General features: G+C 72.4%; 25 protein-coding genes, 1 pseudogene and 1 riboswitch. Of the genes and pseudogenes, 16 read left to right on the top strand and 10 right to left on the bottom strand.

Annotated features, from left to right (window positions below; translation table 11 throughout):
• The first annotated feature begins 36 nt into the window (after positions 1-36).
• Together Dsi01nite_RS25745 and Dsi01nite_RS25740 are read left to right on the top strand one after the other, a co-directional pair.
• Positions 37-888 (top strand): alpha/beta fold hydrolase, encoded by an 852-nt coding sequence (locus tag Dsi01nite_RS25745; RefSeq protein WP_203848824.1) that lies wholly within the window; start codon positions 37-39, stop codon positions 886-888.
• Positions 889-2,313, top strand: a complete 1,425-nt coding sequence (locus Dsi01nite_RS25740; protein ID WP_203848823.1) for an MFS transporter — start codon at positions 889-891, stop codon at positions 2,311-2,313.
• Between the two features lie 12 nt (positions 2,314-2,325).
• On the opposite strand, the gene Dsi01nite_RS25735 is transcribed toward Dsi01nite_RS25740, so the two are convergent.
• Together Dsi01nite_RS25735 and Dsi01nite_RS25730 are read right to left on the bottom strand one after the other, a co-directional pair.
• Complete coding sequence (locus tag Dsi01nite_RS25735) at positions 2,326-2,835, bottom strand: hypothetical protein (protein WP_203848822.1); 510 nt, start codon at positions 2,833-2,835, stop codon at positions 2,326-2,328.
• A 16-nt stretch (positions 2,836-2,851) separates the two neighbouring features.
• Positions 2,852-3,058, bottom strand: coding sequence for a sortase domain-containing protein (locus Dsi01nite_RS25730; RefSeq protein WP_203848821.1), 207 nt, complete (start codon positions 3,056-3,058; stop codon positions 2,852-2,854).
• A gap of 261 nt (positions 3,059-3,319) precedes the next feature.
• Between Dsi01nite_RS25730 and Dsi01nite_RS25725 the strand changes: the two genes are divergently transcribed.
• Positions 3,320-4,900 carry a Na+/H+ antiporter gene (locus Dsi01nite_RS25725; protein ID WP_239136168.1) on the top strand — a complete coding sequence of 527 codons (1,581 nt, stop codon included), beginning with the start codon at positions 3,320-3,322 and terminating at the stop codon, positions 4,898-4,900.
• Positions 4,901-4,910: 10 nt separating this feature from the next.
• On the opposite strand, the pseudogene Dsi01nite_RS25720 reads toward Dsi01nite_RS25725, so the two are convergent.
• The 3 genes and pseudogenes from Dsi01nite_RS25720 to Dsi01nite_RS25710 all read right to left on the bottom strand — a co-directional run.
• Positions 4,911-5,006 (bottom strand): annotated as a pseudogene (locus tag Dsi01nite_RS25720) (oxidoreductase); the annotation flags it as partial.
• Positions 5,007-5,180: 174 nt separating this feature from the next.
• Positions 5,181-5,924, bottom strand: a complete 744-nt coding sequence (locus Dsi01nite_RS25715) for a maleate cis-trans isomerase family protein (protein WP_203848820.1) — start codon at positions 5,922-5,924, stop codon at positions 5,181-5,183.
• Positions 5,921-6,478 carry a TetR/AcrR family transcriptional regulator gene (locus tag Dsi01nite_RS25710; protein WP_239136167.1) on the bottom strand — a complete coding sequence of 186 codons (558 nt, stop codon included), beginning with the start codon at positions 6,476-6,478 and terminating at the stop codon, positions 5,921-5,923. Before Dsi01nite_RS25710 ends, Dsi01nite_RS25715 begins: the two co-directional genes overlap by 4 nt.
• Before the next feature lie 85 nt (positions 6,479-6,563).
• Between Dsi01nite_RS25710 and Dsi01nite_RS25705 the strand changes: the two genes are divergently transcribed.
• The 3 genes from Dsi01nite_RS25705 (at position 6,564) to Dsi01nite_RS25695 (ending at position 11,151) form a co-directional block, all read left to right on the top strand.
• Complete coding sequence (locus tag Dsi01nite_RS25705; RefSeq protein ID WP_203848818.1) at positions 6,564-7,457, top strand: DUF4437 domain-containing protein; 894 nt, start codon at positions 6,564-6,566, stop codon at positions 7,455-7,457.
• Between the two features lie 58 nt (positions 7,458-7,515).
• Positions 7,516-7,726: riboswitch (cobalamin riboswitch) on the top strand.
• Between the two features lie 114 nt (positions 7,727-7,840).
• Positions 7,841-10,156: a ribonucleoside-diphosphate reductase subunit alpha gene (locus Dsi01nite_RS25700; protein WP_203848817.1), complete on the top strand. Its 2,316-nt coding sequence runs from the start codon at positions 7,841-7,843 to the stop codon at positions 10,154-10,156.
• A gap of 17 nt (positions 10,157-10,173) precedes the next feature.
• On the top strand, positions 10,174-11,151 hold the full coding sequence (locus Dsi01nite_RS25695; protein ID WP_203848984.1) for a ribonucleotide-diphosphate reductase subunit beta: 978 nt from the start codon (positions 10,174-10,176) through the stop codon (positions 11,149-11,151).
• Between the two features lie 4 nt (positions 11,152-11,155).
• On the opposite strand, the gene Dsi01nite_RS25690 is transcribed toward Dsi01nite_RS25695, so the two are convergent.
• A complete protein-coding gene (locus Dsi01nite_RS25690; RefSeq protein ID WP_203848816.1) occupies positions 11,156-11,602 on the bottom strand; it encodes a hypothetical protein in 447 nt (148 codons plus the stop codon).
• A gap of 97 nt (positions 11,603-11,699) precedes the next feature.
• Between Dsi01nite_RS25690 and Dsi01nite_RS25685 the strand changes: the two genes are divergently transcribed.
• Positions 11,700-11,903 (top strand): hypothetical protein, encoded by a 204-nt coding sequence (locus Dsi01nite_RS25685; RefSeq protein ID WP_203848815.1) that lies wholly within the window; start codon positions 11,700-11,702, stop codon positions 11,901-11,903.
• Here Dsi01nite_RS25685 and Dsi01nite_RS25680 read toward each other — a convergent pair.
• Entirely contained in the window at positions 11,824-13,233 is a 1,410-nt protein-coding gene (locus tag Dsi01nite_RS25680) for an MATE family efflux transporter (protein WP_203848814.1), read from the bottom strand. The two genes, Dsi01nite_RS25685 and Dsi01nite_RS25680, sit on opposite strands and share 80 nt — an antisense overlap.
• 92 nt (positions 13,234-13,325) lie before the next feature.
• On the opposite strand from Dsi01nite_RS25680, the gene Dsi01nite_RS25675 reads away from it, so the two are divergent.
• The 4 genes from Dsi01nite_RS25675 to Dsi01nite_RS25660 all read left to right on the top strand — a co-directional run bounded on the left by Dsi01nite_RS25675 (position 13,326) and on the right by Dsi01nite_RS25660 (position 16,570).
• Complete coding sequence (locus tag Dsi01nite_RS25675; protein ID WP_203848813.1) at positions 13,326-13,871, top strand: PadR family transcriptional regulator; 546 nt, start codon at positions 13,326-13,328, stop codon at positions 13,869-13,871.
• A gap of 5 nt (positions 13,872-13,876) precedes the next feature.
• Positions 13,877-14,233: a hypothetical protein gene (locus Dsi01nite_RS25670; RefSeq protein ID WP_203848812.1), complete on the top strand. Its 357-nt coding sequence runs from the start codon at positions 13,877-13,879 to the stop codon at positions 14,231-14,233.
• Positions 14,234-14,520: 287 nt separating this feature from the next.
• Positions 14,521-15,825, top strand: coding sequence for an MFS transporter (locus tag Dsi01nite_RS25665; protein ID WP_203848811.1), 1,305 nt, complete (start codon positions 14,521-14,523; stop codon positions 15,823-15,825).
• A 40-nt stretch (positions 15,826-15,865) separates the two neighbouring features.
• Positions 15,866-16,570 (top strand): FadR/GntR family transcriptional regulator, encoded by a 705-nt coding sequence (locus tag Dsi01nite_RS25660; RefSeq protein ID WP_203848810.1) that lies wholly within the window; start codon positions 15,866-15,868, stop codon positions 16,568-16,570.
• Positions 16,571-16,583: 13 nt separating this feature from the next.
• Here the strand turns inward: Dsi01nite_RS25660 and Dsi01nite_RS25655 are convergent, their stop codons facing one another.
• Positions 16,584-17,450 carry an amidohydrolase family protein gene (locus Dsi01nite_RS25655; protein WP_203848809.1) on the bottom strand — a complete coding sequence of 289 codons (867 nt, stop codon included), beginning with the start codon at positions 17,448-17,450 and terminating at the stop codon, positions 16,584-16,586.
• 209 nt (positions 17,451-17,659) lie between these two features.
• Between Dsi01nite_RS25655 and Dsi01nite_RS25650 the strand changes: the two genes are divergently transcribed.
• The 5 genes from Dsi01nite_RS25650 (at position 17,660) to Dsi01nite_RS25630 (ending at position 23,892) form a co-directional block, all read left to right on the top strand.
• Positions 17,660-18,697, top strand: coding sequence for an ABC transporter permease (locus tag Dsi01nite_RS25650; RefSeq protein ID WP_203848808.1), 1,038 nt, complete (start codon positions 17,660-17,662; stop codon positions 18,695-18,697).
• Positions 18,694-19,455, top strand: a complete 762-nt coding sequence (locus tag Dsi01nite_RS25645) for an ATP-binding cassette domain-containing protein (protein WP_203848807.1) — start codon at positions 18,694-18,696, stop codon at positions 19,453-19,455. The genes Dsi01nite_RS25650 and Dsi01nite_RS25645 overlap by 4 nt, the downstream gene beginning before the upstream one ends.
• 57 nt (positions 19,456-19,512) lie before the next feature.
• A complete protein-coding gene (locus Dsi01nite_RS25640; protein ID WP_203848806.1) occupies positions 19,513-20,454 on the top strand; it encodes a sugar ABC transporter substrate-binding protein in 942 nt (313 codons plus the stop codon).
• A 607-nt stretch (positions 20,455-21,061) separates the two neighbouring features.
• Complete coding sequence (locus Dsi01nite_RS25635) at positions 21,062-22,441, top strand: family 43 glycosylhydrolase (RefSeq protein WP_203848805.1); 1,380 nt, start codon at positions 21,062-21,064, stop codon at positions 22,439-22,441.
• Positions 22,442-22,464: 23 nt separating this feature from the next.
• The gene (locus Dsi01nite_RS25630) at positions 22,465-23,892 is read left to right on the top strand and encodes an RICIN domain-containing protein (RefSeq protein WP_203848804.1); all 1,428 of its coding nucleotides are present in this window, start codon (positions 22,465-22,467) and stop codon (positions 23,890-23,892) included.
• A gap of 57 nt (positions 23,893-23,949) precedes the next feature.
• Here the strand turns inward: Dsi01nite_RS25630 and Dsi01nite_RS25625 are convergent, their stop codons facing one another.
• Complete coding sequence (locus Dsi01nite_RS25625) at positions 23,950-24,699, bottom strand: SDR family oxidoreductase (protein ID WP_203848803.1); 750 nt, start codon at positions 24,697-24,699, stop codon at positions 23,950-23,952.
• Entirely contained in the window at positions 24,696-25,721 is a 1,026-nt protein-coding gene (locus tag Dsi01nite_RS25620) for a zinc-dependent alcohol dehydrogenase (RefSeq protein ID WP_203848802.1), read from the bottom strand. Before Dsi01nite_RS25620 ends, Dsi01nite_RS25625 begins: the two co-directional genes overlap by 4 nt.
• Between the last annotated feature and the right edge of the window lie 59 nt (positions 25,722-25,780).

The raw sequence follows: 25,780 nt of genomic DNA, 5'->3' as shown, positions 1-25,780 counted from the left end.
GGTCCGGCCCGCCCGCGACCGGCGTACACCGGACCCATGACCATCACAGAGACCCTCGACGCGCAGGACCGCTTCGTCAACGTCCCCGGATTCCGGATCCACTACGTCGAGGCCGGTCAGGGACATCCCCTCGTGCTGCTGCACGGCAGCGGTCCCGGCGCCACCAGCCGCACCAACTTCACGGCCAACATCGCACCGCTGGCCGCGCACTTCCGGGTGATCGGCATCGACATGCCGGGGTGGGGTGAGAGCGACACACAGACCGACGAGACCGGCCGCGACCACGTCGCCGCCCTCGTCGGAGTCCTTGACGCGCTCGGGATCGAGCGGGCGGCACTGGTGGGCAACTCGATGGGCGGGATGACGTCCGTCGCGACCGCCATCCACCACCCGCAGCGGGTGTCGCACCTGGTCACGATGGGCGCCCCGGCACCGGTGCCGCTGCTGTTCTCCGCGGCCAACGGCCCCTCCGAGGGCATGCGGGTGCTGCTGCACGCGTACCGCGAGCCGACCCCGCCGAACATGCGCCGTCTGGTGGAGGTCATGTGCTTCAACCCGGCGATGGCCACCGACGAGCTCGCCGCCGCCCGGTCCGCCGCGGCGCTGCGCCGGCCCGACCACCTCGACAGCTGGAACGCGCAGTTCACCGGCCCGCCGACGCCACCGCCGTACTTCTCGCTCGGCGACCGGCTCCGCGAGATCACCGCTCCCACGCTGGTGATCCACGGCCGCGACGACCGGGTCGTGCACTACGAGAACGGTCTGGTCCTGTCCAGCCGGATCGCGGACAGCCGGCTGGTCCTGCTCAACCGGTGCGGGCACTGGGCGCAGATCGAGCACGCGGAGGAGTTCAACCGCCTGGTGACGTCCTTCGTCGGCGCCCACTAGGTGGCCCCGCCCGCGCGCGCGTCCTACCGTGCGACGTTCGCGGTCCTGATCGCCGCCGTCGCCGCGTTCTCCCTCATCCAGTCGCTGCTCCTGCCGGTGCTGGACGGCCTGGCCGGCCGGTTCGACACGGACCGGCCGACGATCGCCTGGCTGCTCACCGCCTACCTGCTGTCGGCGTCGGTCTGCACGCCCGTCCTGGGCCGCCTAGGCGACGCGTGGGGCATGCAGCAGGTGCTGGTGGGATGCCTCGCCGCCCTCGCGGTGGGCTGCGCCGTCTCGGCCGTCGCGCCGAGCCTCGGCTGGATGATCGCCGGGCGGGTGATCCAGGGCGCCGGCGGTGGCATCCTGCCCGTGACGTTCGGCATCATCCGCGAGCGGCTCCCGCCGCACCGGGTGCCGGCCGCCATCAGCCTCGTCTCGTCGCTGCTGGCGGTGGGGGTCGGCGGCGGCATCGTCGCCGCCGGGCCGGTGGCCGACCACCTCGGCTACCCGGCGCTGTCCTGGCTGCCCTGCGCCGCCGGCGCCCTGGCCGCGGCCGCGGCCCACTGGTTCGTGCCGAAGTCCCGGCCGCGGCGTCCGCGGCGCATCAGCGTCGGCCCGGTGCTGGCGCTCACCGGCTGGCTCGTGCCGCTGATCCTCGGTATCAGCCAGGCACCGCGGTGGGGCTGGCTGTCGTGGCCGACGATCGGGCTGCTCACCGGCGCCTGCGTCGTGCTGGCGCTATGGATCCGGGCCGAGGCCACCGCCCGGGCTCCCCTGGTCGACCTGGCGTTGATGCGCCGGCGCGGCGTGTGGACCGCCAACGCGGTGGCGTTCCTCGTCGGATTCGGCCTGTACGCCTCGAGCACCCTCATCCCCCAGCTCGCCCAGACCACACCGCCCGCCGCCGGCTACGGGCTCGGCGTCAGCGTGACCGAGTCCGGATTGATGATGCTGCCGTCCTGCCTGGCGAGCTTCCTCGCCGGTCTGGCCGCGGCGCCCGCGGCCGCGCGGATCGGCGGCAGGGTCCTCGTGGTGCTCGGCTGCCTCGCCGGAGCGGGTGGCATGGCGCTGATCGCGCTGGCGCACGAGGAGCGGTGGCAGATCTACCTCGGATCCGGGCTCTCCGGGCTCGGTATCGGGCTCACCCTGGCCCTGCTCGCCAACCTGGTGATCGCGGCCGTGCCGCAGCCCCAGACCGGGGTCGCCACCGGCATGAACGCCAACATCCGCACGATCGGCGGCGCCATCGGCTCGGCGGTGCTCGCCGGTGTCCTCGCCGCGAACCCGGGGCGGGCCGGCACGCCGGCCGAGTCGGGCTACGTTATCGGCTTCCTCGCGCTCACCGTGGCGATGCTGGGCGCCGCGGCGGTGGCGCTGGCCATTCCCGGCCCGTCCGCCGTCCGCCCGGCGCGCGCACCACGGACGCTCGCCCCGATCCGATGACCGGCGGGCGCCTCAGTCGCCGAGCATCGAGTCGTACGGGCCGTGTTCGCTGATCGGGCGGTGGGTGTCGTCGGCGGCCGCCGCGTGCAGGGCGGCGAGCAGCCCGTCCGCGGGTGGCAGGTCCAGCTCCCCGCGGACCTCGGCGCGGGTCTCGTCCAGCTCCGGGAAGTCGGCGCGGATCTCGGCGTCGCACTCGGCGAGCCACGCCGCCAGGTCGGCGTCGAACGGCCGGGACAGCGCGTCGTGCAGGCTCGGCAGGCCGACCACGAGGGCGAGCGCGTCGCGCAGGTCGTGGGCGATCAGGCCGCCCTCGCCCTCCGACCCGGCGTAGACCACCGCACCGGCCGGCGTCAGCAGGAACGAGCCACCGGCGGCGTCACCCGCGATCGGGGTCAGCCGCACCCCACCGGCGAGGTGGACGTCCTCGACCGGGTCCAAGCGGGTGAGGTCGAAGTCGAAGTGGAGCGCCAGCTGCTCGGCGAGGCGCGGCGTCGCTCTGATCCGCGCGAGGAGATCCGTCACGCGCACATCGTAGGTGTCACGCCGCCCGGCTGAGGTCGGCGAACACCACGACGTTGTCGCGGTAGTGGCCGGTGGCGCGGTCGAACTCGCCGCCGCAGGTGATGAGGCGCAGGCCCGCGTGGTTGACGGGGCCGTACACGGCGTCGGTCGGGAACGCGTCCTTCGGGTGCCGCTCGACGCGGCGCACCGTGAAGACCGCGCGGCTGCCGTCCTCACGGTCCACGGTGACCTCATCGCCAGCGACTTCACCGCGACGTCCCGGGCGAGCACCTCATCCCGAGCCAGCCACACCCTGCCCATGCCGCCGTGGCCGACCACCCGCAGCAGCCGGTAACCACGCCCTCGACGCCACTGTCCACCGCCATGACCGCGGTTCGGAGCCGGCGGCCGTCCGGATGGGTCACCCGCGCACAACGCGTCGAGTCGCGACCGGCACGATGCGGAGTGACGAACCCGGCGGCCGTCGATCGTGGAGGATGGCCGGGTGGAGGCGTTGCTGCTCGTCATCGTGCTCGGGGTGACGGTGTTGGTCGGCACGACCGTGGGCCGGCGTTACAGCGTGGCGCCGCCGGTGCTGCTCATCTTGTTCGGCGGGCTGTTGGCGCTGGCCCCGCCGCTGGCCGAGGTGGAGCTGCCACCCGAAGCCGTGCTCGGGCTGTTCCTGCCCGCGGTGTTGTACTGGGAGAGCCTCAACACCAGCTGGCGGGAGATCCGGGCGAATCTGCGGGTGATCGTCCTGGCGGCGGTGGTCCTGGTGCTGGCGACGATGGCCGCCGTCTCCTACACGCTGCAGGCGGTCGGGGTGGCCGCGGCGGCGGCCTGGATTCTCGGTGCCGTGCTCGCCCCGACGGACGCGACGGCCGTGGCCGGGCTGGCCAAGCGGATGCCGCGACGCATCCTGACGACCCTGCGCGCGGAGAGTCTCATCAACGACGGCACGGCCCTCGTGCTGTTCGCCGTCGCGGTCGGCGTGCTCGGCGGCGCGGCGACGCCCGGCCCGCTCGGCGTCGCCGGGCGGCTGGCCTGGTCGTCCGTTGGCGGTGTGCTGGCCGGGGTGGTCACCGCCGGGGTGGTCATCCTCATCCGGCGCCGGCTCGACGATCCGCTGCGCGAGGGCGGTCTGAGCATCCTGACGCCGTTCGGCGCGTTCGTGCTCGCCGAGGTCGTGCACGCCAGCGGCGTCGTGTCCGTCGTCGTGGCCGGGCTGGTCCTGACCCAGGCGAGCCCGCGGGTGGTCCGGGCCCGGTCCCGGGTGCAGGCCTTCGCGTTCTGGGACCTCGCCACCTTCATGCTCAACGGCAGCCTGTTCGTCCTGGTGGGCATGCAGATCCCGCAGGCGGTGCGGGCGATCGAGGGGCCCGCGATCCCGCGGACGCTCGGCATCGCGCTGCTGGCGGCGGGCACCGTGATCCTCACCCGGCTGGTCTGGGTGCACGCCATGACGGGCCTGATCCGGGCCGTGGACCGGCGCGCGGTCCAGCGGACCCGCCGGCTCGGCTGGAAGGTGCGCACCGTCAACGGCTGGGCCGGGTTCCGGGGTGCCGTCTCGCTCGCGGCCGCGCTGGCCGTGCCGACCGTGCTGCCCGACAAGACCCCCTTCGCCGACCGGGACCTCATCGTCTTCACGACCATCGTGGTGATCGTCGTGACGACGCTGGTCCAGGGTCTGACGCTGCCGCGGGTGATCCGCTGGGCGGGCCTGACCGCGGACGACGGACGCGACGAGGAGACGCTGCGGGCCCAGATCGCCGCCACCGAGGCCGGCCTGGAAGCCCTGGACGCAGTCGGCCGGGAGCTCGGCGCGCCGCAGGAGATCGTCGACCGGCTCCGCGCCGACTACGAGGACCACCTGCAGGAGATCCGCGCCAGGTCCGGCGACGACCGCGAGGCCCGCCGCATGGAGCAGCTCGAACGCCGCCTGCGCCTGCAGGTGCTGCACCACAAGCGCCACGCGGTCACCGCGATGCGGGACGCGAACACCATCGACGACATCGTCCTGCGGGACCTGCAGGCCGCGATGGACATCGAGGAGCTGCGCCTGCTCGGACCGGCGACACCCGATTGAGCGAGATGGTTCAGACGGCGAAACCACCGTCGACGGCGATGGCGGTGCCGGTGATGTACCGGCCGCTGTCACCGGCCAGGTGCGCCACCGTGGCAGCGACGTCGGCGGGACGGACCTCGAGGCGGTGGCCGCCTTCTACACGACCGTCCTGCACGGCATGGCCATCCAGTCACGCGACGGTGCGACCCGGGCCCAGTTGCAGGCGGTCATCTCCCGCGCCCGATCAGCCTGGGACAGCGTGGTCGACACGCGATCCGCGTCGTAGCACCGGCGACCGCACTCAGTGCTCGCGGAGCAGGCGGCCGGCGCCGGGGACCCGGTCGGCGATGCCGTGCTCGCGCAGCGCGTGCCAGAGCGTGGCGGCGTTGATGGCCACGACCGGCTTGCCCAACTCCTGCTCCAGGCGGTCGGCGAGGGCGACGAACGACAGGTTGGTGCCGACCTGCACGACCGCGTCGACGTCCGGGCCGTCGAGCTGCCCGACCACGTCGCGCAGCCGGTCGTCGGGGACGCGGGCGATGTCCATGGCCGTCGGGCAGCGCAGGCCCGTGATCGCGGCGACGTCGAAGCCGGCCTCGGCGAAGAAGCGGCCGACTTCGCGGTCGGCGATCGGCTGGTACGGCGAGAACACCGCGATGCGCCGGCACCCCAGCTCGCGCAGCGCGGCCCGGCAGGCGCTCGCCCCGGTGGTCACCGGCAGGCCGGTGCGCTCGCGCAGGCGGCGTTCGAACGCGGCGTTGCCCTCGACTCCGCCCCAGAACGTCTCCGCGGACATGCCCATGACCATGCGGTCGGGCTCGGCGGTGAGCACGTCCCGGACCGCCGTGTCGATCGAGGCGCGGATCTGGCCGAGCAGGGCCTCGAAGCCGGCGTCGTCGCGCATCGCCGGGTCCGGGATGTACATGGAGCCGGCGCGGTAGGCCACACCGGGCACCCGGGCGGTCCAGTAGTCGTGCTCGACGACGGTGTTGGTGCTGGGCACGACGACGCCGAAGACGGCGCGTGGTCCGACGGTGTTGGTCACGGGGTCAGCCTCCGGGCGGTGCTGTCGACGATGCGGTGCGCCCTGGTGCGTGCCGCGGGCCGGTCCAGCAGCAGCGCGTCCAGCAGCAGCGGGGAGACGATCGCGGCGACCGCGTCGTCCCGGTCGGTGGCGGCCACGCCGGCGGCGCGCAGCACCGCGTGGAACGGCGCGAGCAGGTCGCCGACATAGCGGTGGCGCAGCTGCGCGGCGGCCGGGTCCGTCGCCGCGGCCACGATCAGCGCCTGCAGGAACGCGCCGACGGGCCGGTCGCGGAGCCGGTCGCAGAGCTGGTCGACGGCGGCGTGCAGGTCGCGGGCGAGGTCGCCGGACGCCTCGCCGGGCGGCAGCGGCGCGACGTCGATCAGGGCCGCGAGGACGGCGGCCGGGGTGGGCCAGTGCCGGTAGACGGTCGAGCGGGACACACCGGTGACCTGGTGCAGGCGCTGCGCGGTCAGCGCCGCGGCCCCCTCGGCCAGCAGCAGCTCCAGGGCCGCGGTGAGCACCACGGCCTCGGTGTCGGTGGTGGGGCCGGCGGGGCGGCCTGGTCGGGTCACGAGGGTTGACGGTACACCTTGTACTCGAAACTCGTAAGCGATACATTCCGCACCGGAAACCCGAGAAGTCGAGTCTGGAGGCCGCATGCGCCCGCACGTGGAGATCATCGATGAGCGCGACCTCATCTGGCACGTCGCCGAGTTCCAGCACGCGACCGGCCCCGCCGAGCAGCGCAACCTCAGCTACGACGAGGAGGACGGCTCCGCCTCGCTGAAGGTCCGGTTCACCGGCGACTGGTCCCGGCCCGCCGGGGTGCACCACGCCGACACCGAGTGGTACGTCCTGTCGGGGCAGGTCGTCATCGGCGGCACCACACTCGGCCCGCAGGGCTACTGGACCGCACCCGCCGGCGTCTGGACACCGCCGGTCACCGCCACGGCCGGCACGGAGATCCTGCTGTTCCGCGAGTACGGCGACTGGCACTTCGACCTCGCCGACACCGGCCGCGACACCGTGCGGCCCGACCAGCACCTCGTCGTCCTGAACACCGCGGACATGCCGTGGATCGACGTGAAGGACGGCAGCCCGATGCGCTTCGACCTCGGCGGCACCCCCGTGCCCGGGCTGTACATCAAGCTGCTGCACCGCGACGAGAAGACCGGCTTCTACACCCGCCTGATCAAGGCCAAACCCGGCTGGCGCGAAGTGCCCCTCGCCCACCACCCGTGCTCCGAGGAGGCGTACTGCCTCGACGGCGGCTTCGACTACAACTTCGGCCAGATGTGGCCCGGCACGTACTTCTGGCGGCCGCCGCTGATCCGCCACGGCGACTTCACCGCCGACGCGGAGACCGGCTGCACCTGGATCGTGCGCTCCGACGCGGACCTCGTCGACTGGTACACCGACAACGCCCGGGTGCAGATGCACGGCGACGCCACCAACTGGGGCCCCGGCCACCCGCACAGCGCCGCGCCCCGCTTCATCGAACCGGTCCGCTCCCGCAGCGTCGGCCGCTGGAGCGACCCGACGTACCAATAGCCGCAGACGACACGCCGGCACAGGATCTGGTGTTGCACATTCTGTACCCCTCCCATATATGGTGGTGCACGCAGCTGGTTCGGCCGGGCCTCCGGGGTCGGTCGTGGCAACAGGGAACCCGGTGTGAATCCGGGACTGCCCCGCAGCGGTGAGTGGGAACGACCGCCGTCATCGAGCACTGGACCGCGAGGTCTGGGAAGCGACGGCCAGTAGGCGACCGGAAGGTCACGCCCGCGAGTCCGAAGACCTGCCAGCGCGCCGCACGCCGACCGGTGTGCGGCGGTCGGACGCCGCGCGGGTCGGCTGACGCCATCGCCGGGCGCGCGTTCGCGCGTCTTTCAGTGGCGGCTCCCCCGTGCGTCCGTCCGGCCTCTGGTGCCCGGATGACGAGGGGAAACATGATGCGGGTGCGCAAGCGCGACGGCGACCTGGAGCCGGTCGACGTCAACAAGATCGTCAAGGCGGTCGAGCGGTGGGGCGGTGACCTGGCCGACGTCGACCCGCTGCGGGTCGCCACGAAGACGATCAGCGGCCTCTACGACGGGGCCACGACGGCCGAGCTGGACAAGCTGTCGATCCAGACCGCGGCCGAGCTGATCGGCGAGGAGCCGCAGTACTCGCGGCTCGCGGCGCGGCTCCTGGCCGCGTACGTCGACAAGGAGGTCCGCGGCCAGGGCGTGGCGAGCTTCAGCCAGGCGATCCGGCATGCGCACCAGCAGGGGCTGATCGGCGACGACACGGCCGGGTTCGTGGCCCGCCACGCGAGGAAGCTCGACGACGCCGTCGACCCGGACGGCGACCTGCGGTTCGAGTACTTCGGGCTGCGCACCGTCGCCGACCGGTACCTGCTGCGCCACCCTTCGTCGAGGTTGGTGGTGGAGACGCCGCAGTACTGGCTGCTGCGGGTGGCGTGCGGACTGAGCACGACACCCGGAGAGGCGATCGGGTTCTACCGGCTCATGTCGAGCCTGGCGTATCTGCCGAGCTCGCCGACGCTGTTCAACTCCGGCACCGTGCACACCCAGATGTCCTCGTGCTTCCTGGTCGACTCGCCCCGCGACGAGCTGGACTCGATCTACGAGCGGTACCACCAGGTCGCGAAGCTGTCGAAGTTCTCGGGCGGGATCGGCATCTCGTGGTCGCGGGTGCGTGGGCGGGGGGCGTTGATCCGCGGTACCAACGGAAAATCCAACGGCATCGTGCCGTTCCTGAAGACGCTCGACGCGGGGGTCGCCGCCGTCAACCAGGGCGGCCGGCGCAAGGGCGCCGCGTGCGTCTACCTGGAGCCGTGGCACCCGGACGTCGAGGAGTTCCTGGAGCTGCGGGACAACACCGGTGAGGACGCCCGCCGCACCCACAACCTCAACCTCGCCAACTGGATCCCGGACGAGTTCATGCGCCGGGTGGAGGCCGACGCCGACTGGTCGCTGGTCGACCCGTCCGACGCGCCGTCGTTGCCCGACCTGTTCGGGGCCGAGTTCGACGAGGCCTACCGGGCGGCCGAGAAGCACGCGGTGAAGACGGTCAAGGCGCGCGACCTGTACGGGCGGATGATGCGCACCCTGGCACAGACCGGCAACGGGTGGATGACGTTCAAGGACCGCGCCAACGCGCTGTCGAACCAGACCGGCGAGCCCGGCAACACCATCCACCTGTCGAACCTGTGCACCGAGATCCTCGAGGTCAACAGCGACGACGAGACCGCGGTGTGCAACCTCGGCTCGATCAACCTCGGTGCGCACGTCACCGCCGGCGGCGTCGACTGGGAGAAGCTGCGCGGGACCGTCCGCACCGCGGTGCTGTTCCTCGACCGGGTCATCGACGTCAACTACTACCCGTCGCCGCAGGCCGCGGCGTCGAACCCGCGGTGGCGTCCGGTCGGCCTCGGGCTGATGGGCCTGCAGGACGCGTGCTTCACGCTGCGGCTGCCGTTCGACTCGCCCGGCGCGCGGGAGCTGTCGACCCGCGTCCAGGAGGAGATCTTCCTGACCGCTCTCGAAACGTCGGCGGGGCTCGCGGAGCGGTTCGGGCCGCACCCGGCGTTCGCCGAGACCCGCGCCGCCCGCGGCGAGCTGCACCCCGACCTGTGGGGCGCGCCGACCGAGGGCCCGCGCTGGGACGCGCTGCGGGCCCGGGTCGCGGCGACCGGGCTGCGCAACTCGCTGCTCATCGCCATCGCGCCGACGGCCACGATCGCGTCGATCGCCGGCTGCTACGAGTGCATCGAGCCGCAGGTGTCCAACCTGTTCAAGCGCGAGACCATGTCGGGTGAGTTCCTCCAGGTCAACACGCACCTGGTCGGCGAGCTCAAGGGGCGCGGGCTGTGGACGGCGGCGATCCGGGAGCAGATCAAGCGGGCCGAGGGTTCGGTGCAGGCCGTCGCCGAGCTGCCCGCGGACCTGCGGGAGCTGTACCGCACCGCCTGGGAGCTGCCACAACGGGCGCTGATCGACCTGGCCGCGGCCCGGGCGCCGTACATCGACCAGTCGCAGTCGCTGAACCTGTTCCTGAGCACGCCGACCATCGGCAAGCTGTCCTCGATGTATCTGTACGCCTGGCAGGCGGGCCTGAAGACGACGTACTACCTGCGCTCCCGGCCCGCGACAAGGATCCAGCAGGCCACCGTGCCCGTGCTCACGGTCCCCGACGCGGTCGCCTGCTCGCTGGAGAACCCCGAGTCGTGCGAGGCGTGCCAGTGACCCTCCTCGACCCCGGCATGGACCTGACCCTGCGGCCGATGCGCTACCCGCACTTCTTCGACCGGTTCCGGGACGCCATCAAGAACACCTGGACCGTCGAGGAGGTCGACCTGCACACCGACCTCGCCGACCTGGCCCGCCTGTCCGCCGCGGAACGGCATCTGGTGTCGCGGCTGGTCGCGTTCTTCGCCACCGGCGACACGATCGTGGCCAACAACCTCGTGCTCAACCTGTACCACCACATCAACAGCCCAGAAGGCCGGCTCTACCTGTCCCGGCAGCTGTTCGAGGAGGCCGTGCACGTCCAGTTCTACCTGAACCTCCTCGACACCTACGTCACCGACGACGCCGAGCGCTCCGCGGCGTTCGCGGCGGTGGAGAACATCCCGTCGATCGCCCGCAAGGCCGAGTTCTGCTTCCGCTGGATCGACTCCCTCGCCGACCTGCGCGAGCTTCGCGACAAGGACGACCGGCGGGCGTTCCTGCTCAACCTGATCTGCTTCGCCGCGTGCATCGAGGGCCTGTTCTTCTACGGCGCCTTCGCCTACGTGTACTTCCTGCGCTCCCGCGGCCTGCTGCACGGGCTCGCCTCCGGGACCAACTGGGTCTTCCGCGACGAGTCGATGCACATGGCGTTTGCGTTCGACGTCGTGGAGACCGTCCGTGCCGAGGAGCCCGACCTGTTCGACGCCGGCCTGCGGGAGCAGGTCCGGCAGATGCTCGCCGAGGCCGTCGAGTGCGAGGTGCAGTTCGCCGCGGACCTCCTCGACCAGGGCGTCTCCGGGATGTCGCTGCCCGACATGCGGCTGTACCTGCAGCACGTCGCCGACCGGCGGCTCGCCACCCTCGGCATTGCGCCGATGTACGGCAGCCGCAACCCGTTCGCCTTCATGGAGTTGCAGGACGTGCAGGAGCTGTCGAACTTCTTCGAGCGGCGCGTGTCGGCGTACCAGGTCGGCGTCAGCGGCACGGTCACCTTCGACGACGACTTCTGAGTCCTCAGGTGCACCCGGGGGTGTCCGGCGCGGGGAAACGCTCGTCGACGAACGTGACCTGCCAGCCACCCTCGGGCTTCACCTGCATGCCGATGACGAACGCCGACGCCTGCCCGCCGATGGTGCCGCGGAACACGGCCTGGCAGGCGCCGCCGACCGTCGCCCACAACGCGTTGACGAACGCGACCGACGCGACGACCAGCGGTTTCCCGCCGTAGCGCGCGAGCTGGTCGTCGATCATGGCCTGCTCACCGGCCGTCCTGCCGCGGCCGGATGGCTCCGCCAGCGCGGCCAGGGCGTCCCGGTCGTTGCCCGACAGGGCCCGCAGGTAGCTGGTGACCGTCGCCAGCGGCGTGGCGTCGCGCCCGTCGGCGCCGCGGTTGAGCGTCACGACCAGCGCCACCGCGACCGCCACCACGACCGCACTTGCCGTCAGCGCCCGTCTCCGCATCGTTCGACACTAAGGCCCGTGCGCCAGCCTCCGGTCGGTCCGCTGGGCGGCGTCGGCCGGCCGCGACTTCGTCTCCGGCGAGGGCATCGACGACTTCGTGACCGCGCGGCTCGCGCACCTCCGCGAGCACCGCGCCGTCGTCGGCACCGGCGCCGAGATCGTGGACCGGCTCTGCGCCGACGCGGCCGTGCAGGAGCTGCGCCTCGAGCTGCCGTACGAGTTCAACCGGACCGGGTATGAGCAGATCCTGCACGACGTGGTCCACCCGGTGGCACCGGCGCTCGGCTGGCAGCGCTCCTGACCGCCGGGCGGCGCGGGCCCAGCCGGGCCAGGCGCAGCACGAGCCCGAGCTGCAGCAGCGCGCTCAGCCCCATGGCCAGCCAGACGCCGGGCAGGCCGATCGCGGTGGCGAGGGACCAGCCGAGCACGGTCTGCGCGGTGATCCCGACGACGGTCACCGCGAACAGCCGTGCGCCCCGCCCGGACGCCACGAGGAAGCCGCCGAGCGCGATCACCCCGGCGATCGGCACGAGGTAGCCGCCGACGCAGCGCAGGAACACCGTGCCGGCGGCGATCACTTGGGCGTCGCCGGTGAAGAGCCGCATGAGCGGCGCGGCCGACCCGGCGAACACCACGCCCGCCAGCACGCCGGCGCCGAGGGCGAGTCGCAGGACCTGCCGCCCGACCGCCTGCCGCCGTGCCTCCGACGCCTCGCCGCCGACCGCGCCGCCGGCCTCGCCACCGACCGAGCCGAGGACGCGCGGCGTGTGGATCGTCGCGGCGTTGCGGATCGCGTAGAAGGCCATCGTTGCGAAGTACAGCGCCTTCATGCCGATGCCGTACGCGGCGACCGCCGTCACGCCGAACCGGCCGACCAGTGCGACGACCGCAAGGGCGCCCGCCATCCGCACCAGGAAGTCCCCGGCGATCGGCGCCCCGGTCGCCACCAGTGCCCGCACCGCGGATCCGGTCGGCCCCGCCGGCTCGGTGAACGCTCGACGGCGGCGCAGGAGCAGCAGGCCGATCGCCAGCGCCACCGCGCGTCCGAAGGCGGTCGCGACGGCGGCACCCACGACGCCACATGCCGGTGCTGGACCCCACCCGTAGATCACCACGGGGTCGAGCGTCACCAGCAGGGCATTGGCGACCAGCGCCAGGCGCATGGGCGTGCGGGTGTCGCCGTGCCCGGCGAAGATGCCGTCGACGACCTGCTGGGCGTAGAAGATCGCGACGGCCGGCAGCGACACCGCGAAGTACTCCACGGCCAGGCTCGCCGCGCCGGGTCCGGGCAGGAAGAGGGCCGCGAGGGGACGGCGCAACGCCCAGCCGGCGAGCACGACGACCGGCGTCAGCGCCGCGAAGATTCGCCAGGCCGCGCGGATCGCGGCCCGCGCGCCGGGGCGGTCGCCGGCCGCGATCCGGCCCGCGAGCACCACCACGACCCCGCCGTTGACCAGCAGGATCACGCCGAGCAGGGCGTTCTCGACGTTCGTCGCGACGGCGACCGCGGCGACCGCGGCGGGGCCGAGCCGGGCCACCCAGGCCACGTCGACGATGCCGGCCACGACCGCGGAGAGCAGGGCGACGTAGTTCGGCAGTGCGAGCCGCAGCAGTGGACGGAGATGACCCACGACGTACCTCGTTTCGTAATACCTCGAATCGAGGTATCGCGAAACGATATAGGCTGGGCCAGCGGACGGCAATGACGGACGGGAGGCCGGGCATGCTCGCGCTGGCGATCCTGGGATTCCTGCATGAGGAGCCGCTGCACGGCTACGAGCTCAAGGAGCGGATCAAGGCGCTGACCGGCCACGTGCGGGCGGTCAGCGACGGCGCGCTCTACCCGGCGATCGCCCGGCTGGAGGCAGCGGGCCAGCTGGAGCGCCGGGTCGAGCCCGGCGTCGCCGCCGCACCGCGGCAGACGCTGTCGCTGACGGAGGCCGGCGAGGCGGAGCTGCAGCGGCGCCTGCGCGAGCCGTCCGAGGTCGACATCACCGACCGGAACCGCTACTTCACCGTCCTGGCCTTCCTGCGCCACCTGCCGTCGCCGGCCGCGCAGGCCGAGGTGCTGCGCCGCCGGCTGGCCTTCCTGGACGCGCCGGCCACGTTCTTCACCCGGGGCGGCCGGAGGCTGACCTCGGCCGATGTGCCGGACCCGTTCCGCAAGGGCATGATCGAGGTGGCCAGGGCCACCCGCGACGCGGAGCGCGCCTGGCTCACCCGGACGATCACCGAGCTGGGATTACTCCCCGAACCCGGCCTAAGATGAAGAGTATGAGCCGGGGTGAGGACGCCGCTGACATTGCCGGCCACGAGCGGCGGGTGGCGATCTGGGAGCAGCTCGCCCGCGAGCGCGACCTGCTGGCCGACGAGCGCGACGCCGCCGCGGACCAACGGGACATCGACTTCGAGTCCAGGCTCAGCGCCGCCGAGCGCCGCGACGCCGACGCCGACGAGCGCGAGCAGATCGCCGATGAGCGCGACCTGGCCGCCGCCACCCGCCATGCGCTCGCCGACGAGCGGGAGCGGATCGCCGACGTGCGGGACCGCGCCGCCGACCGGCGGGACGCGACGGCCGACCAACGCGAGGTCGACGCGGAAGTCCGCCGCTGGGCCGGGCCGCGCAGCTGAGCCGGGCCGCGCAGCTGACCCGCGACCCGGCGCCCGCGCCCGAGCCAGTGGATGCCGGCGTGCTCGGCGCACTACCGGACAGGTGCCCCCGACAACCCCGGACGAGACCCCCGCTCACCGCCACGCGGGCAAGGGACCGTGCCGGAACGACGCGACGCACACCCCCGGACCGCTTCGTACCCGGACACCAACCGGATCATGAAACAGGCCTTAGGCTCGGCCGGTGACCCCGACCGCTCCGCGGGAGCCCCGCGCCGCCGCGACCGTGCTGTCCCATTCCTGACGCCGTGCCGCGCCGAGGCCCGTTCGTCGCGCTGATCAGCGCGTACGTGGTGTCGGTGACCGGCACCTCGATGTCGGCGATCGCCATCCCGTGGCTGGTGCTCACCACGACCGGCAGCGCCGCGCAGACCGGTGTCGTGGTCTTCGCCCAGCTGCTGCCCTACGTCGCCACGCAGCTGCTGGCCGGACCGGTGGTCGACCGGCTCGGGCTGCGCCGCTCGTTCGTGTGGGGCAACGCGGCGGCCGCCGCCGCGATCGCGGTGATCCCCCTCTGCCACGCGCTCGACGTCCTGACGCTGCCGGTGCTCATCGGGTTGGTCGTGGTCGTCGGCGTGTGCCGCGGCGTCGCGGACTGCGCCAACGGCCCCCTGGTGCCCGTGACCGCCGAGGCCGGCGGGATCCCGCTGGAGCGGGCCGCCGGCGTCAACGCCGGGGCCAACCGCACGGCACTGCTCCTGGGCGCACCGCTCGCGGGCGTCCTGGTGGCGATGTTCGGATCGCCGGCGGTGGTGGCCATCGACGCGGGCACGTTCGCGGCGGCGGCGGTCATCGCCACGATCTGGATCCGGGTCCCCGAGCCCACCCCGGTGCCGGGACTGGGCGTCCGCCGATACCTCCGCGACCTCGGCGAAGGGCTACGGTTCGTCCGCGGGCACCGGCTGATCCTCGGCATGATGACCATGGTCGCCGTCACCAACCTGCTCGACCAGGGCCTCGCCGAGGTCATGCTGCCGGTGTGGATCCGCGACGAGGTCGGCACCCCCGCCGTGCTCGGCCTGATCAGCGGGGTCGCCGGTGGCGCGGCGGTGCTCGGCAGCCTGCTCGGCGCCTGGCTCGGCCCGCGGCTGCCCCGGTGGTCGGTGTTCAGCGTGTCCTACGTGATCAGCGGGGTGCCCCGGTTCGCCGTCCTGGCCCTGTCGGACTCGCTGCCGCTGATCCTCGCCGTCTGGTTCGTCTCCGAGGTGTTCAGCGGCACGCTGAACCCGATCATGAGCGCGGTGATGTACGAGCGGATCCCGCCCGACCTGCGGGCCCGGGTGTTGGGCGTGGCCCGCTCGACCGCTTGGCTCGGCCTGCCGTTCGGCGCGCTGGCCGGCGGTTACCTCACCGAGGCGTGGGGCCTCTACCCGGCGCTGTGGGTGTTCGGCGGCGCCTATTTCGTCACCACCCTCGCGCCGTTCGTCTTCCCGTCCTGGCGCCGGCTGAACGACCGCCCGCCGGTCGCCGACGACGGGCGCGTCGACGGCGAGGACAGCGGCTCGAGGTCCACCCGACCGGCCCGGCCGGAACCGCCCAGCCGGCGGGAATGACTACCATGACGGGCTCAGCACCGGTTCGAGGGAGAAGTCCGTGGCACTGACCGACGACGCCATCGCAAGGATCCGCAGCATGATCCAGTCGGGTGAGCTGCCGCCGGGCACGCGCCTGCCCACGGAGCAGCAGCTGTCCGCGCAGATGGGCATCTCCCGCAGCGGCGTGCGGGAGGCGGTGAAGGTCCTCGAGGCGGCCCGCGTCCTGGACGTGCGCCGGGGTGACGGCACGTACGTCACCAGCCTCGCGCCGCGGCTCCTGCTGGAGGGCCTCGGGTTCGCCGTCGAGCTGCTCCGCGACGACACGCTGCTGGAGGTGATGGAGGTCCGGCGGATGCTCGAGCCGGTCGCGACCGGGCTGGCGGCGCTGCGCATGAGCGACAGCGACCTGGACGAGCTGGAGAAGATCCTCGACGACATGCACGACGCGGCCGACGACGCCGAGCTGCTCATCCAGTACGACACCGCCTTCCACCGCACCGTCATCGCCGCGACGGGCAACGAGACCCTCACCTCGCTGCTCGACGGCCTGTCCAGCCGCACGGTGCGGGCCCGGGTCTGGCGTGGGCTGATCGAGGGCAACTCGGCCCACATCACGCTCAGCGAGCACGAGGCGATCTACCGGGCCCTGTGCGCCCGGGATCAGCTGCTGGCCCACGCGAGCGCGCTGCTGCACGTCAACACGTCCGAGGCGTGGCTGCGCACCGTCCTGTCGACGTCCTCGGACGCCCCACCCACCGGGTGAAACCCGGCGCGGCTCACGACGGCGCGGCGAGGCCGTAGGTCCGCACCGCCGTGGCGCCGAAGACCGCCGCGACCGCGGCCGGGTCCAGCGGCGGCAGCGCCTGCCGCAGCGCGTCGAGCACGCCGGCGTAGTCGGCGACGAGCAGGCACACCGGCCAGTCGGAGCCGAACATCAGCCGGTCCGTCCCGAACGCCGCCACGGCGGCCGCCACGAACGGCCGCAGGCCCTCGACCGTCCACTGTGCACCCGCCTCGGTGACCATGCCGGACAGCTTGCAGGTCACGTTGGGCCGCGCGGCAAGCTCGGTGAACGGCCCGAGCCACGCGCGCAGCCCCGGCTCGCCGGCGTCGATGCGCGGCTTGCCCAGGTGGTCGAGCACGAGCCGCAGCTCCGGCACCGCCTGCGCGGCCCGGGCCGCGGCGGCCAGCTGGTCGACCCGCACGACCAGGTCGAAGGCGAGCCCGGCCGCGGCGACGGTCGCCAGGCCATGGCGGACGTCCGCGCGGTCCAGGTAGTCCGGGTCCACCTCGCCCTGCACCTGCGACCGGACGCCGACCAGGAGCTCCCCGCCGCGCAGCCCGCGGTAGGCCCGCAGGGTCGCGGCGAGGTCCGGGTCGGCGACGTCGGCCCAGGCCACCACCCCGGCGATCGGGCCGCCGTTCGCCGCGGAGTCGGCGGCGTGGCCGAGGTGCTCCGCCGCCTCATCGGCGTGGCACCGCCCGCCCTCCACCAGGACGCTGTGCCGGACCCCGGCGCGGGCCAGCTCGACGCCCAGGTCCTGCGGCGTGAAGGGCCGGCGGATCGCGGCCAGGTCCGGGTCGTCCAGCCACGTGTACCCGCGCTCGGGCCGCCACAGGTGGTGGTGTGCGTCAACGATCACCGGTGCTCCTTGCGTCAAAAGTTGCCATTCATCTGATGTCTAGCACATCAATATGGAAATCTGAATGCCTTTATGTCTGCTTTATGGGTGTTTACAACGCGAGTTTGTCGACCAATCTTGACGGCCCCCACCGGCAGGCGTATCAAAACATCTCATCACTTCTTTGCAAATCCCGTCACCCGTTTCCCGCCAGGACGAAGGAGGAGGCGATGGCGCTCAGCACCGCTCGGCCGCGCACCGCCGCGACCGGTCCACCACCCACCACCCGCGCCCGCGGCCCCCGGCTCGCGCTGGCGCTGATCCGCACCGGCCCTCTCCTGATGCTCGTCGCGGTCGTCGTGACCGCCAGCGCGCTCTCCCCGGTCTTCTTCACCACCCGCAACCTCGGCAACGTCCTCGCGCAGACCGCGGTCATCGCGATCCTCGCCATGGCCCAGCTGCTGGTGATCATCACCCGTGGCATCGACCTCTCGGTCGGCTCGACGGTCGCGCTCGCCGCGGTGGTCGGCGCGCTCACCTACGAGGCGGTGCCGTCAGCGACGCTGGTGGTGCTCGCGATGCTCGGCACCGGCCTCGCCGTCGGCACCGTCAACGGTGTCGCACTGGTCTGGGGGCGGCTGCCGCACCCGTTCATCGTCACCCTCGCCACGCTGAGCGTCGCCCACGGCCTGGCGCTCTGGCTGGCCGGTGGGCAGCCGCACCGCGGGATGCCCGACGTCGTCCAGCTCATCGGCGGCACCTCGATCGGCTGGCTGCCGTATTCGACCCTGCTCGTCGCCGCCCTCGCCCTGCTCGTGCTGCTGCTGACCACCCGCCTCGTCTGGGGACGGTGGATCTACGCCGTCGGCGGCAACCCGGACGGCGCCCGGCGCGCGGCGATCCCGGTCAACGGGGTGCTCATCTCGGTCTACGTGCTGAGCGGCCTCGCCGCCGGCATCGCCGCGATCATCACCGCCGGCCGGCTCAACGCCGGTTCGCCCACCTTCGGCGAGCTCGCCGAGCTCGACGCGATCGCCGCCGTGGTGATCGGCGGCGCCAGCTTCCTCGGCGGGCGCGGGTCGGTGGCCAACGCGCTCGTCGGCGCACTGATGATCGGCGTCATCCGCAACGCGATGAACCTGCTCAACGTCGACGCGTTCATCCAGCCGATCGTCATCGGCGTGGTCATCCTGATCGCCGTCGAGCTCGACGTCATCCGCGGCGCCCTCGAACGGCGCTTCCAGGTGATGCGGGCGGTCGCGGCATGACCGCCGGCACCGCCCCGCCCGCCCTGCGGATCGCCGGGGCGACGAAACGGTTCGGCGCCGTCGTGGCGCTCGACGCGGTCGACCTCGAGGTCGCCCACGGCGAGGTGCTCGCGCTGCTCGGCGACAACGGCGCCGGCAAGTCGACGCTCATCAAGTGCGTCAGCGGCGTCCACCAGTTCGACGCCGGGACCGTGGAGATCGACGGCACCGCCGTCTCGCTCGGCTCCCCCGCCGACGCCCGCGGCGCCGGGATCGAGACCGTCTACCAGGACCTGGCGCTCTTCGACAACCTCGACCCGGCGGCGAACTTCTACGCGGGCCGGGAGGACGCCGGACCCCGCTGGCTGCCGCGCGGGCTGCGGCTGCTGCGCCGGCGCGCCATGTCGGAATCGACCGCCGAGGTCCTGAGCCGGTTGCAGGTCGGGCTCCCCGATCAGCGCGCCGGCGTGGGGCTGCTGTCCGGCGGGCAGCGCCAGGCCATCGCGGTGGCCCGGGCCGCCGCCTTCGCCTCCAGCATCGTCATCCTCGACGAGCCCACGGCCGCGCTCGGGCTGCGCGAGTCGCGCCGGGTGCTCGACCTCATCCTGCGGCTGCGCGGCGAGGGCCGCGCGGTCATCGTCGTGTCGCACGCCATGGACCACGTCATGGAGATCGCCGACCGGGCGGTCGTCATGCGCCGGGGCCGCAAGGTCGGCGAAGAGCGGCCGACGCCGGAGAACCAGCAGAAGATCGTCTCCCTGATCGTCGGCGGGGTCTGACCCGTCCCGACCCGCACAACCCCTCATCACCATTCCCAGCGAAGGGACGAACACCCCATGGACCGTGTTCCGAGACTGGCGGCCGTACTGGCGGTGGCGCTGGCCTTACCGCTCGCCGGCTGCGGCGACAGCGGCGGCGGCAGTGACAATGCTGCCGGCGGCGGCGCCATCAAGGTCGGCCTGATCACGAAGTTCCCCGTCGACTTCTACGACACGATGGTCGACGCGGTGAAGCAGTACGACGCGGCGCACGCCGACGTCGAGGTCGTCTACGGCCAGGGCAAGAGCGGCACCGACGACGAGGGCGAGATCGCCATCATCGAGAACATGATCACGCAGGGCGTGAAGGCGATCGCGATCACCCCGACCAGCCCCAACGTCCAGGGCGCGCTGGACAAGGCGGTGAAGGCCGGCATCAAGGTGGTGCTGATCGACAACGACATCCCCGGCTGGTCCGGCAAGTCGTCGGTCGTGGCCACGGACAACCTCGCCGGTGGCAAGCTCGCCGGGCAGTGGCTCGCCAAGCAGCTGCCCGCCGGCTCGACCATCGCGATCCTGCAGGGCCGCCTCGGCAACCCGTCCCTGGACGACCGGGTCAAGGGCCTGAAGGAGGGCCTGGCCGGCGCGGCCAAGGTCGTCGCGGAGCCGGCGACGGACTGCGACGAGACCAAGGGACTCAACGCCGCCCAGGACATCCTGACCGCCAACCCGGACGTCGCGGCCATCTACGGCGCGTGCGGCCCGCCGATCACCGGCGCCCTGCAGGCGGTCAAGGCGGCCGGCAAGAAGCCCGTCGTCGTCGGCTTCGACGCCTCGCCCGACGAGATCAAGGCGATCGAGGCCGGCACGCAGGCCGCGTCGGTGGCGCAGTTCCCGGCCAAGATGGGCTCGCTCGGCATCGAGACCGCGGTCGCCGCGGCGAGGGGCGAGACGGTCAAGGCGGCCGTCGACACCGGCACGGAGATGGTGACGAAGGACAACGTGGCAAAGTTCAAGTAGGCAATCCTCCGGTAGGGACCGGCGGCGTCGCGATGGCGGTCGCGGCGCCGCCGGCCGTCACCCCAGGCGCAGGCCGCCGCCCCCGTCATTCGAAGCGCAGGCGGCCGGCCGTCACCCGAAGCGCAGCTCGAACCGCGCGGGTCGCGAGCAGCGTGACGTCGGTTGCACGGGGCGTCCGAGATTCTGTGCGAGGCGCCCTCGTCCCGGAGGGCCCTCCCGGAGGCTGGCGCGCAGGGCAGTGAGCGTTGGACTGCCTTCCAGATAAGGCACGACTGTCATCAGGACTTCTTTCAGAACCGGATGTTGCCGGCGGCCATGCCGGTCTTCAGCCTCGTTGCCAGGTCAGGAACACCAGCCTCGATCGGCCCCCTTCTCGCAGATAGATCAGATGTCTAGCCGCATCATTGAACAGTGTCAACCTCGCGACGCGCGACCACCGGCCCGTGAGGAAGATTCCTTCCGGCATCGCCCAGTGGCCCGCAAAGGGTCCCCGCGGTTGACTTCCACTCATGTGAGCGGTAACAATCGCCACACCCGCCGGGGTCCGCCGCCCCGCCGATCAAGGATCTGTGTCGTGCGGCACCGCAGATCATGAACGGAACATCTGATGAAAGGTTCAACCCGCGCGCTGCTGACGGTCGCGGTCACCGTCGGCGCCATCGTGGTCGTCACCCGGCCCGTCGACGCCGCGACGGTGGACCCGACCGCCTACTACCAGCTCGTCTCGCGCAGCAGCGGCAAGGCCGTCGCCGTGGAGAACGCCTCGACCGGCGACAACGCCCGCATCGTGCAGTACACAGTGGACACCGCCGCGCTGTCGCAGCAGTGGCAGTTCGTCGACGCCGGCGGCGGCTACCACCGGCTGCGGGCCCGCCACAGCGGCAAGGTCGTCGACGTCGCGGCCCGGTCCACCGCGGACGGTGCGAGCGTGGTGCAGTACACCGACAACGCGGCCGTCAACCAGCAGTTCCGGCTGGTCGACTCGGACTCCGGCTACGTCCGCCTGGTCAACCGCAACAGCGGCAAGGCCCTGGACGTCTGGGGTCGCTCCACCGCCGACGGCGCGGTGATCTCCCAGTACACCGACACCAACGGCACCAACCAGCAGTGGCAGTTGCGGCGGGTGACCGGCGGCACGGCCCTGAAGAACCCGGTGATCCCGGGCTACTTCGCCGACCCGCAGATCGAGTACCTCGCCGGCCGGTACTGGATCTACCCGACCAGCGACGGCTACGCCGACTGGAGCGGCACCAGGTTCCGGGCGTTCTCCTCTCCCGACCTGGCCGTGTGGACCGACAACGGCGTCGTTCTCGACCTGGCGGACGTGAGCTGGTGCCACGCGAAGGCATGGGCGCCGACCATCGTCCACCGCAACGGCGTCTACTGGCTGTACTTCAGCGCCTGCCAGCAGATCGGCGTCGCCCGCTCGAGCTCGCCCGGCGGGCCGTTCGTCGACGCGCTCGGCGCGCCGCTCGTGCGCACCAACCAGTACGGCGAGCAGGAGATCGACCCCGACGTGTTCGTCGACGACGACGGCACCGCGTACCTGTACTTCGGCTCCGGCCGGGCCGAGGTCGCCCGGCTGAGCAGCAGCATGACGGCGCTGGCGACCGCGCCGACCCGGGTCACGCCGGCCGGCTACCGGGAGGCGTCCAACGTGTTCAAGCGCAACGGCACCTACTACCTCATGTACTCCGAGGACGACACGCGCAGCGCCGACTACCGGGTCAGCTACGCCACCGCGAGCTCACCCCTGGGTCCGTTCACCAAGGCGGCCGGCAATCCCGTGCTGGCCAAGGACACCGGCAAGGGCATCCTCGGCACCGGGCACAGCTCGGTGGTCCAGGTGCCCGGCCGCGACGAGTGGTACATCGCCTACCACCGCTTCGCCATCCCCGGCGGCGACGGCACCCACCGCGAGGTGTGCGTCGACCGGCTGACGTTCGCCGCCAACGGCGCCATCAACACCGTCCACCCGACTCGCTGATCCCTCTGACGTCTGGAAGTTTCATGAAAATCCACCATCTCGTGTATGGGGCCACGGCGCTCGCCGTCGTCGGTGGTGTCACCGCCTTCGCCATGGCGCCCGCCAGCGCCGCGACCATCGACACCGCCGCCTGGTACCAACTGCTCAACCGCGGCACCGGCAAGGCCCTCGACATCTACGAGGCCGGCACCGCCGACGGCGACGACGCCGTGCAGTGGGCCGCCAACAGCGCCGCTGCCAACCAGCAGTTCCAGTTCGTCTCGTCCGGCAGCGGCTGGTACCGGCTGAAGGCCCGGCACTCCGGCAAGGTCCTGGACGTCAACGCGGGCAGCACCGCCGACGGCGGCGACGTCATCCAGTGGGCCGACAACAACGCCACCAACCAGCAGTGGTCCGTCACCGACACCAACAACGGCTTCGTGCGGCTGCTGAACCGCAAGAGCGGCAAGGCCCTCGACGTCGAGGGCGGCGCCACCGCCGACGGCGCGAACGTCATCCAGTGGACCTACAGCGGCGGCACCAACCAGCAGTGGCAGCTGGTCAAGGTCAACGGCACCACGCCCGGCGGCACGCCGCCGAGCATCCCGGGCAACCTCGGCACCCACGACCCGTCCCGCCTCATCAGGGACGGCAACGCACACTTCTTCTACTCCACCGGCGGCAACCTGCCCGGCTGGTACACCACCAACGGCACCACCTGGCAGCAGACCCCGGCCGTGTTCCCCAACGGCATCCCCGCGTCGGTGCGCAACGCCGTGCCGGCCAACGACGGCCACGACGTGTGGGCGCCGGACATCATCTGGAACCCCAACACCGGCCTGTTCAGCCTGTACTACTCCGTCGCGAACTGGGACAACGGCACGCGCTCGGCGATCGGCCTGGCCACCAGCCCCACCCTCAACCCGGCCTCGTCGAACTACAGGTGGACCGACCGCGGCGTCGTCATCGCCAAGACGCCGACCGCCAACACCTACAACGCGATCGACCCGGCGCCGTTCTTCGACGCCAACGGCGACATGTGGATGGCGTTCGGCTCCGGCTACGGCTCCACCCGGGACACCGCGCTGAACATCGTCGCACTGAACAAGAACACCGGCCTGCGCTCGGACAACCAGGTCCACACGGTGCAGAGCTGCGGCTGCGAGGCGGCCTACGTGCAGTATCACAGCGGCTACTACTACCTGTTCTGGAACACCGGCGGCTGCTGCTCCGGCGCCTCCAGCACCTACGTGGTGCACGTGGCCCGCTCGACATCGGTCACCGGTCCCTACACCGAACGCAGCGCCAAGTTCATCTCCTCCACCAGCACCCGCCACGGCCCCGGCCACATCGGCGTGCTGACCGAGGGCGGCAAGGACTACTACTCCTATCACTACTACCCCAACAGCGGCGGCTCGGTCCTCGGCTTCGGCACGATCACCTGGGGCTCCGACGGCTGGCCCAACAGCTGAACCACCACCGGTGGCGCGGGACCGCACCGGTCCCGCGCCATCCGGGGGTCAGCTGGGTCACCGGGCCAGCCAGCCGCCGTCCACCGCGAGGATCGTGCCGTGCACGTAGGCGGCGGCGTCGGAGGCCAGGAACACCGTGGCCCCAGCGATGTCCTCGGGACGGCCCCACCGGCCGGCCGGGATCCGGTCCAGGATGGCCTTGTTGCGTTCGGGCTGGTCCTGCAGCGCCTGGGTGTTGTCGGTGGCGATGTAACCGGGGGCGATGGCGTTGACGTTGACGCCCCGGCCGGCCCACTCGTTGGCCAGGGCCCGGGTCAGCCCGGCGATGCCGGACTTGGCCGCGGCGTAGCCGGGGACGTTGACGCCGCCCTGGAAGCTCAGCATCGAGGCGGTGAAGATGATCCGGCCCCGGCCGCGCTGGAGCATGCCCCGGCCGACCTCACGGGCCAGGACGAACTGCGCGGAGAGGTCGACCTCCAGGACGAGGTCCCAGTCGGCGTCGCTGTGCTCGGCGGCCGGTGCCCGGCGGATGGTGCCGGCGTTGTTGACCAGGATGTCCACCGGGCCCAGGGCGGCGGCGAACGCGGCCACCGCGGCCCGGTCGGCGAGGTCGACCCGGTGCGGGGTGAAGGCCCGGCCGTGCGCCTCGACTCGCCGGGCGACCTCGCTGCCGCCGTCCTCGAGGGCGGCGCTGACACCGATGATGTCGGCGCCGGCCGCGGCGAGGGCGTCCGCCATCGCCAGGCCGATGCCGCGGCGGCAGCCGGTGACCACGGCGGTCCGTCCGGTCAGGTCGAACAGGTTCACGCGTCGCCTCCACAGTCGATGAGCACCTTGACCACGCCACCGCTCTCCAGGGCGGTGAACGCCTCCGTCGCGGCCTCCAGGGGGAAGACGCGGGAGATCAGCCGGTCGGCCGGGACCTCCTCGGCGGCGACCAGCCGGACCGCCTCCTCGAAGTCGGCGCGGTCGTAGACCCGCACGCCGAGGAGCTCCAGCTCGCGCCAGAAGACCCGGTGCAGGTCGACCTCGCGGGGCTTCGGGTGGATGGCGACGACGACGAGCCGTCCCCGGACGGCAAGGACGTCGGACGCCGTACCGACGCCGCCGGCCGAGCCGGAGACCTCGAACGCGACGGCCGCGCCCGCACCGCCGGTCCAGTCCTGCACGTGCCGCACCACGTCGACCGCGGCCGGGTCCACGGTGGACAGTCCGAGCCCGGCCGCCACCTCGCGGCGGTGCGGGTCCAGTTCGAGCACCAGCACCTCGGCGCCGGTGGCCTGGGCGACCTTGCCGATGAGCAGTCCGACCGGGCCCGCGCCGACCACCACGGCGTGCTCACCGGCGCGCAGCCGGGACCGGCGCACGTCGTGCACGGCGACCGCGGTCGGCTCGATCAGCGCCGCCCGGTCCAGCGGCAGGTCCGCGGGGAGCCGCACGAGCACCGCGGCCGGGACCGTCCACGTGTTCTGCATGGCCCCCGGAGCGTCGATGCCGATGAAGACGAGCCGGTGGCAGATGTGCCGGTGCCCGGCCAGGCAGGCGGGGCACTGCCCGCACCAGGACAGCGGCATCACGGTGACGTGGTCGCCGACGGTCCAGCCGTCGACGCCCGGGCCGAGCTCGGCGATCCGGCCCGACATCTCGTGGCCGATGACGGCCGGCACGCTCACCCGGTGGTCCATGGCGCCGTGCGCGATGTGCAGGTCGGTGCCGCAGATGCCGGTGTACGCGACGTCCACGCGGACCTCGCCGGGCCCGGGCGGGACGGGCTCGGTGCCGGCGACCGCGAAGGTCCGGTCGCCGAGATACTGGGCGCTGCGGGTCATGCCGCCACCTCCGCTTCGCTCCGGCGTCGTCCTGACCCAAGACTGCGCCCCTGATGCCC

It is taken from the genome of Dactylosporangium siamense (genome assembly GCF_016862795.1).
Classification (GTDB): domain Bacteria; phylum Actinomycetota; class Actinomycetes; order Mycobacteriales; family Micromonosporaceae; genus Dactylosporangium; species Dactylosporangium siamense.
Note: the sequence above shows the minus strand (reverse complement) of the source record. Positions and strands in the feature narration are given on the sequence as shown.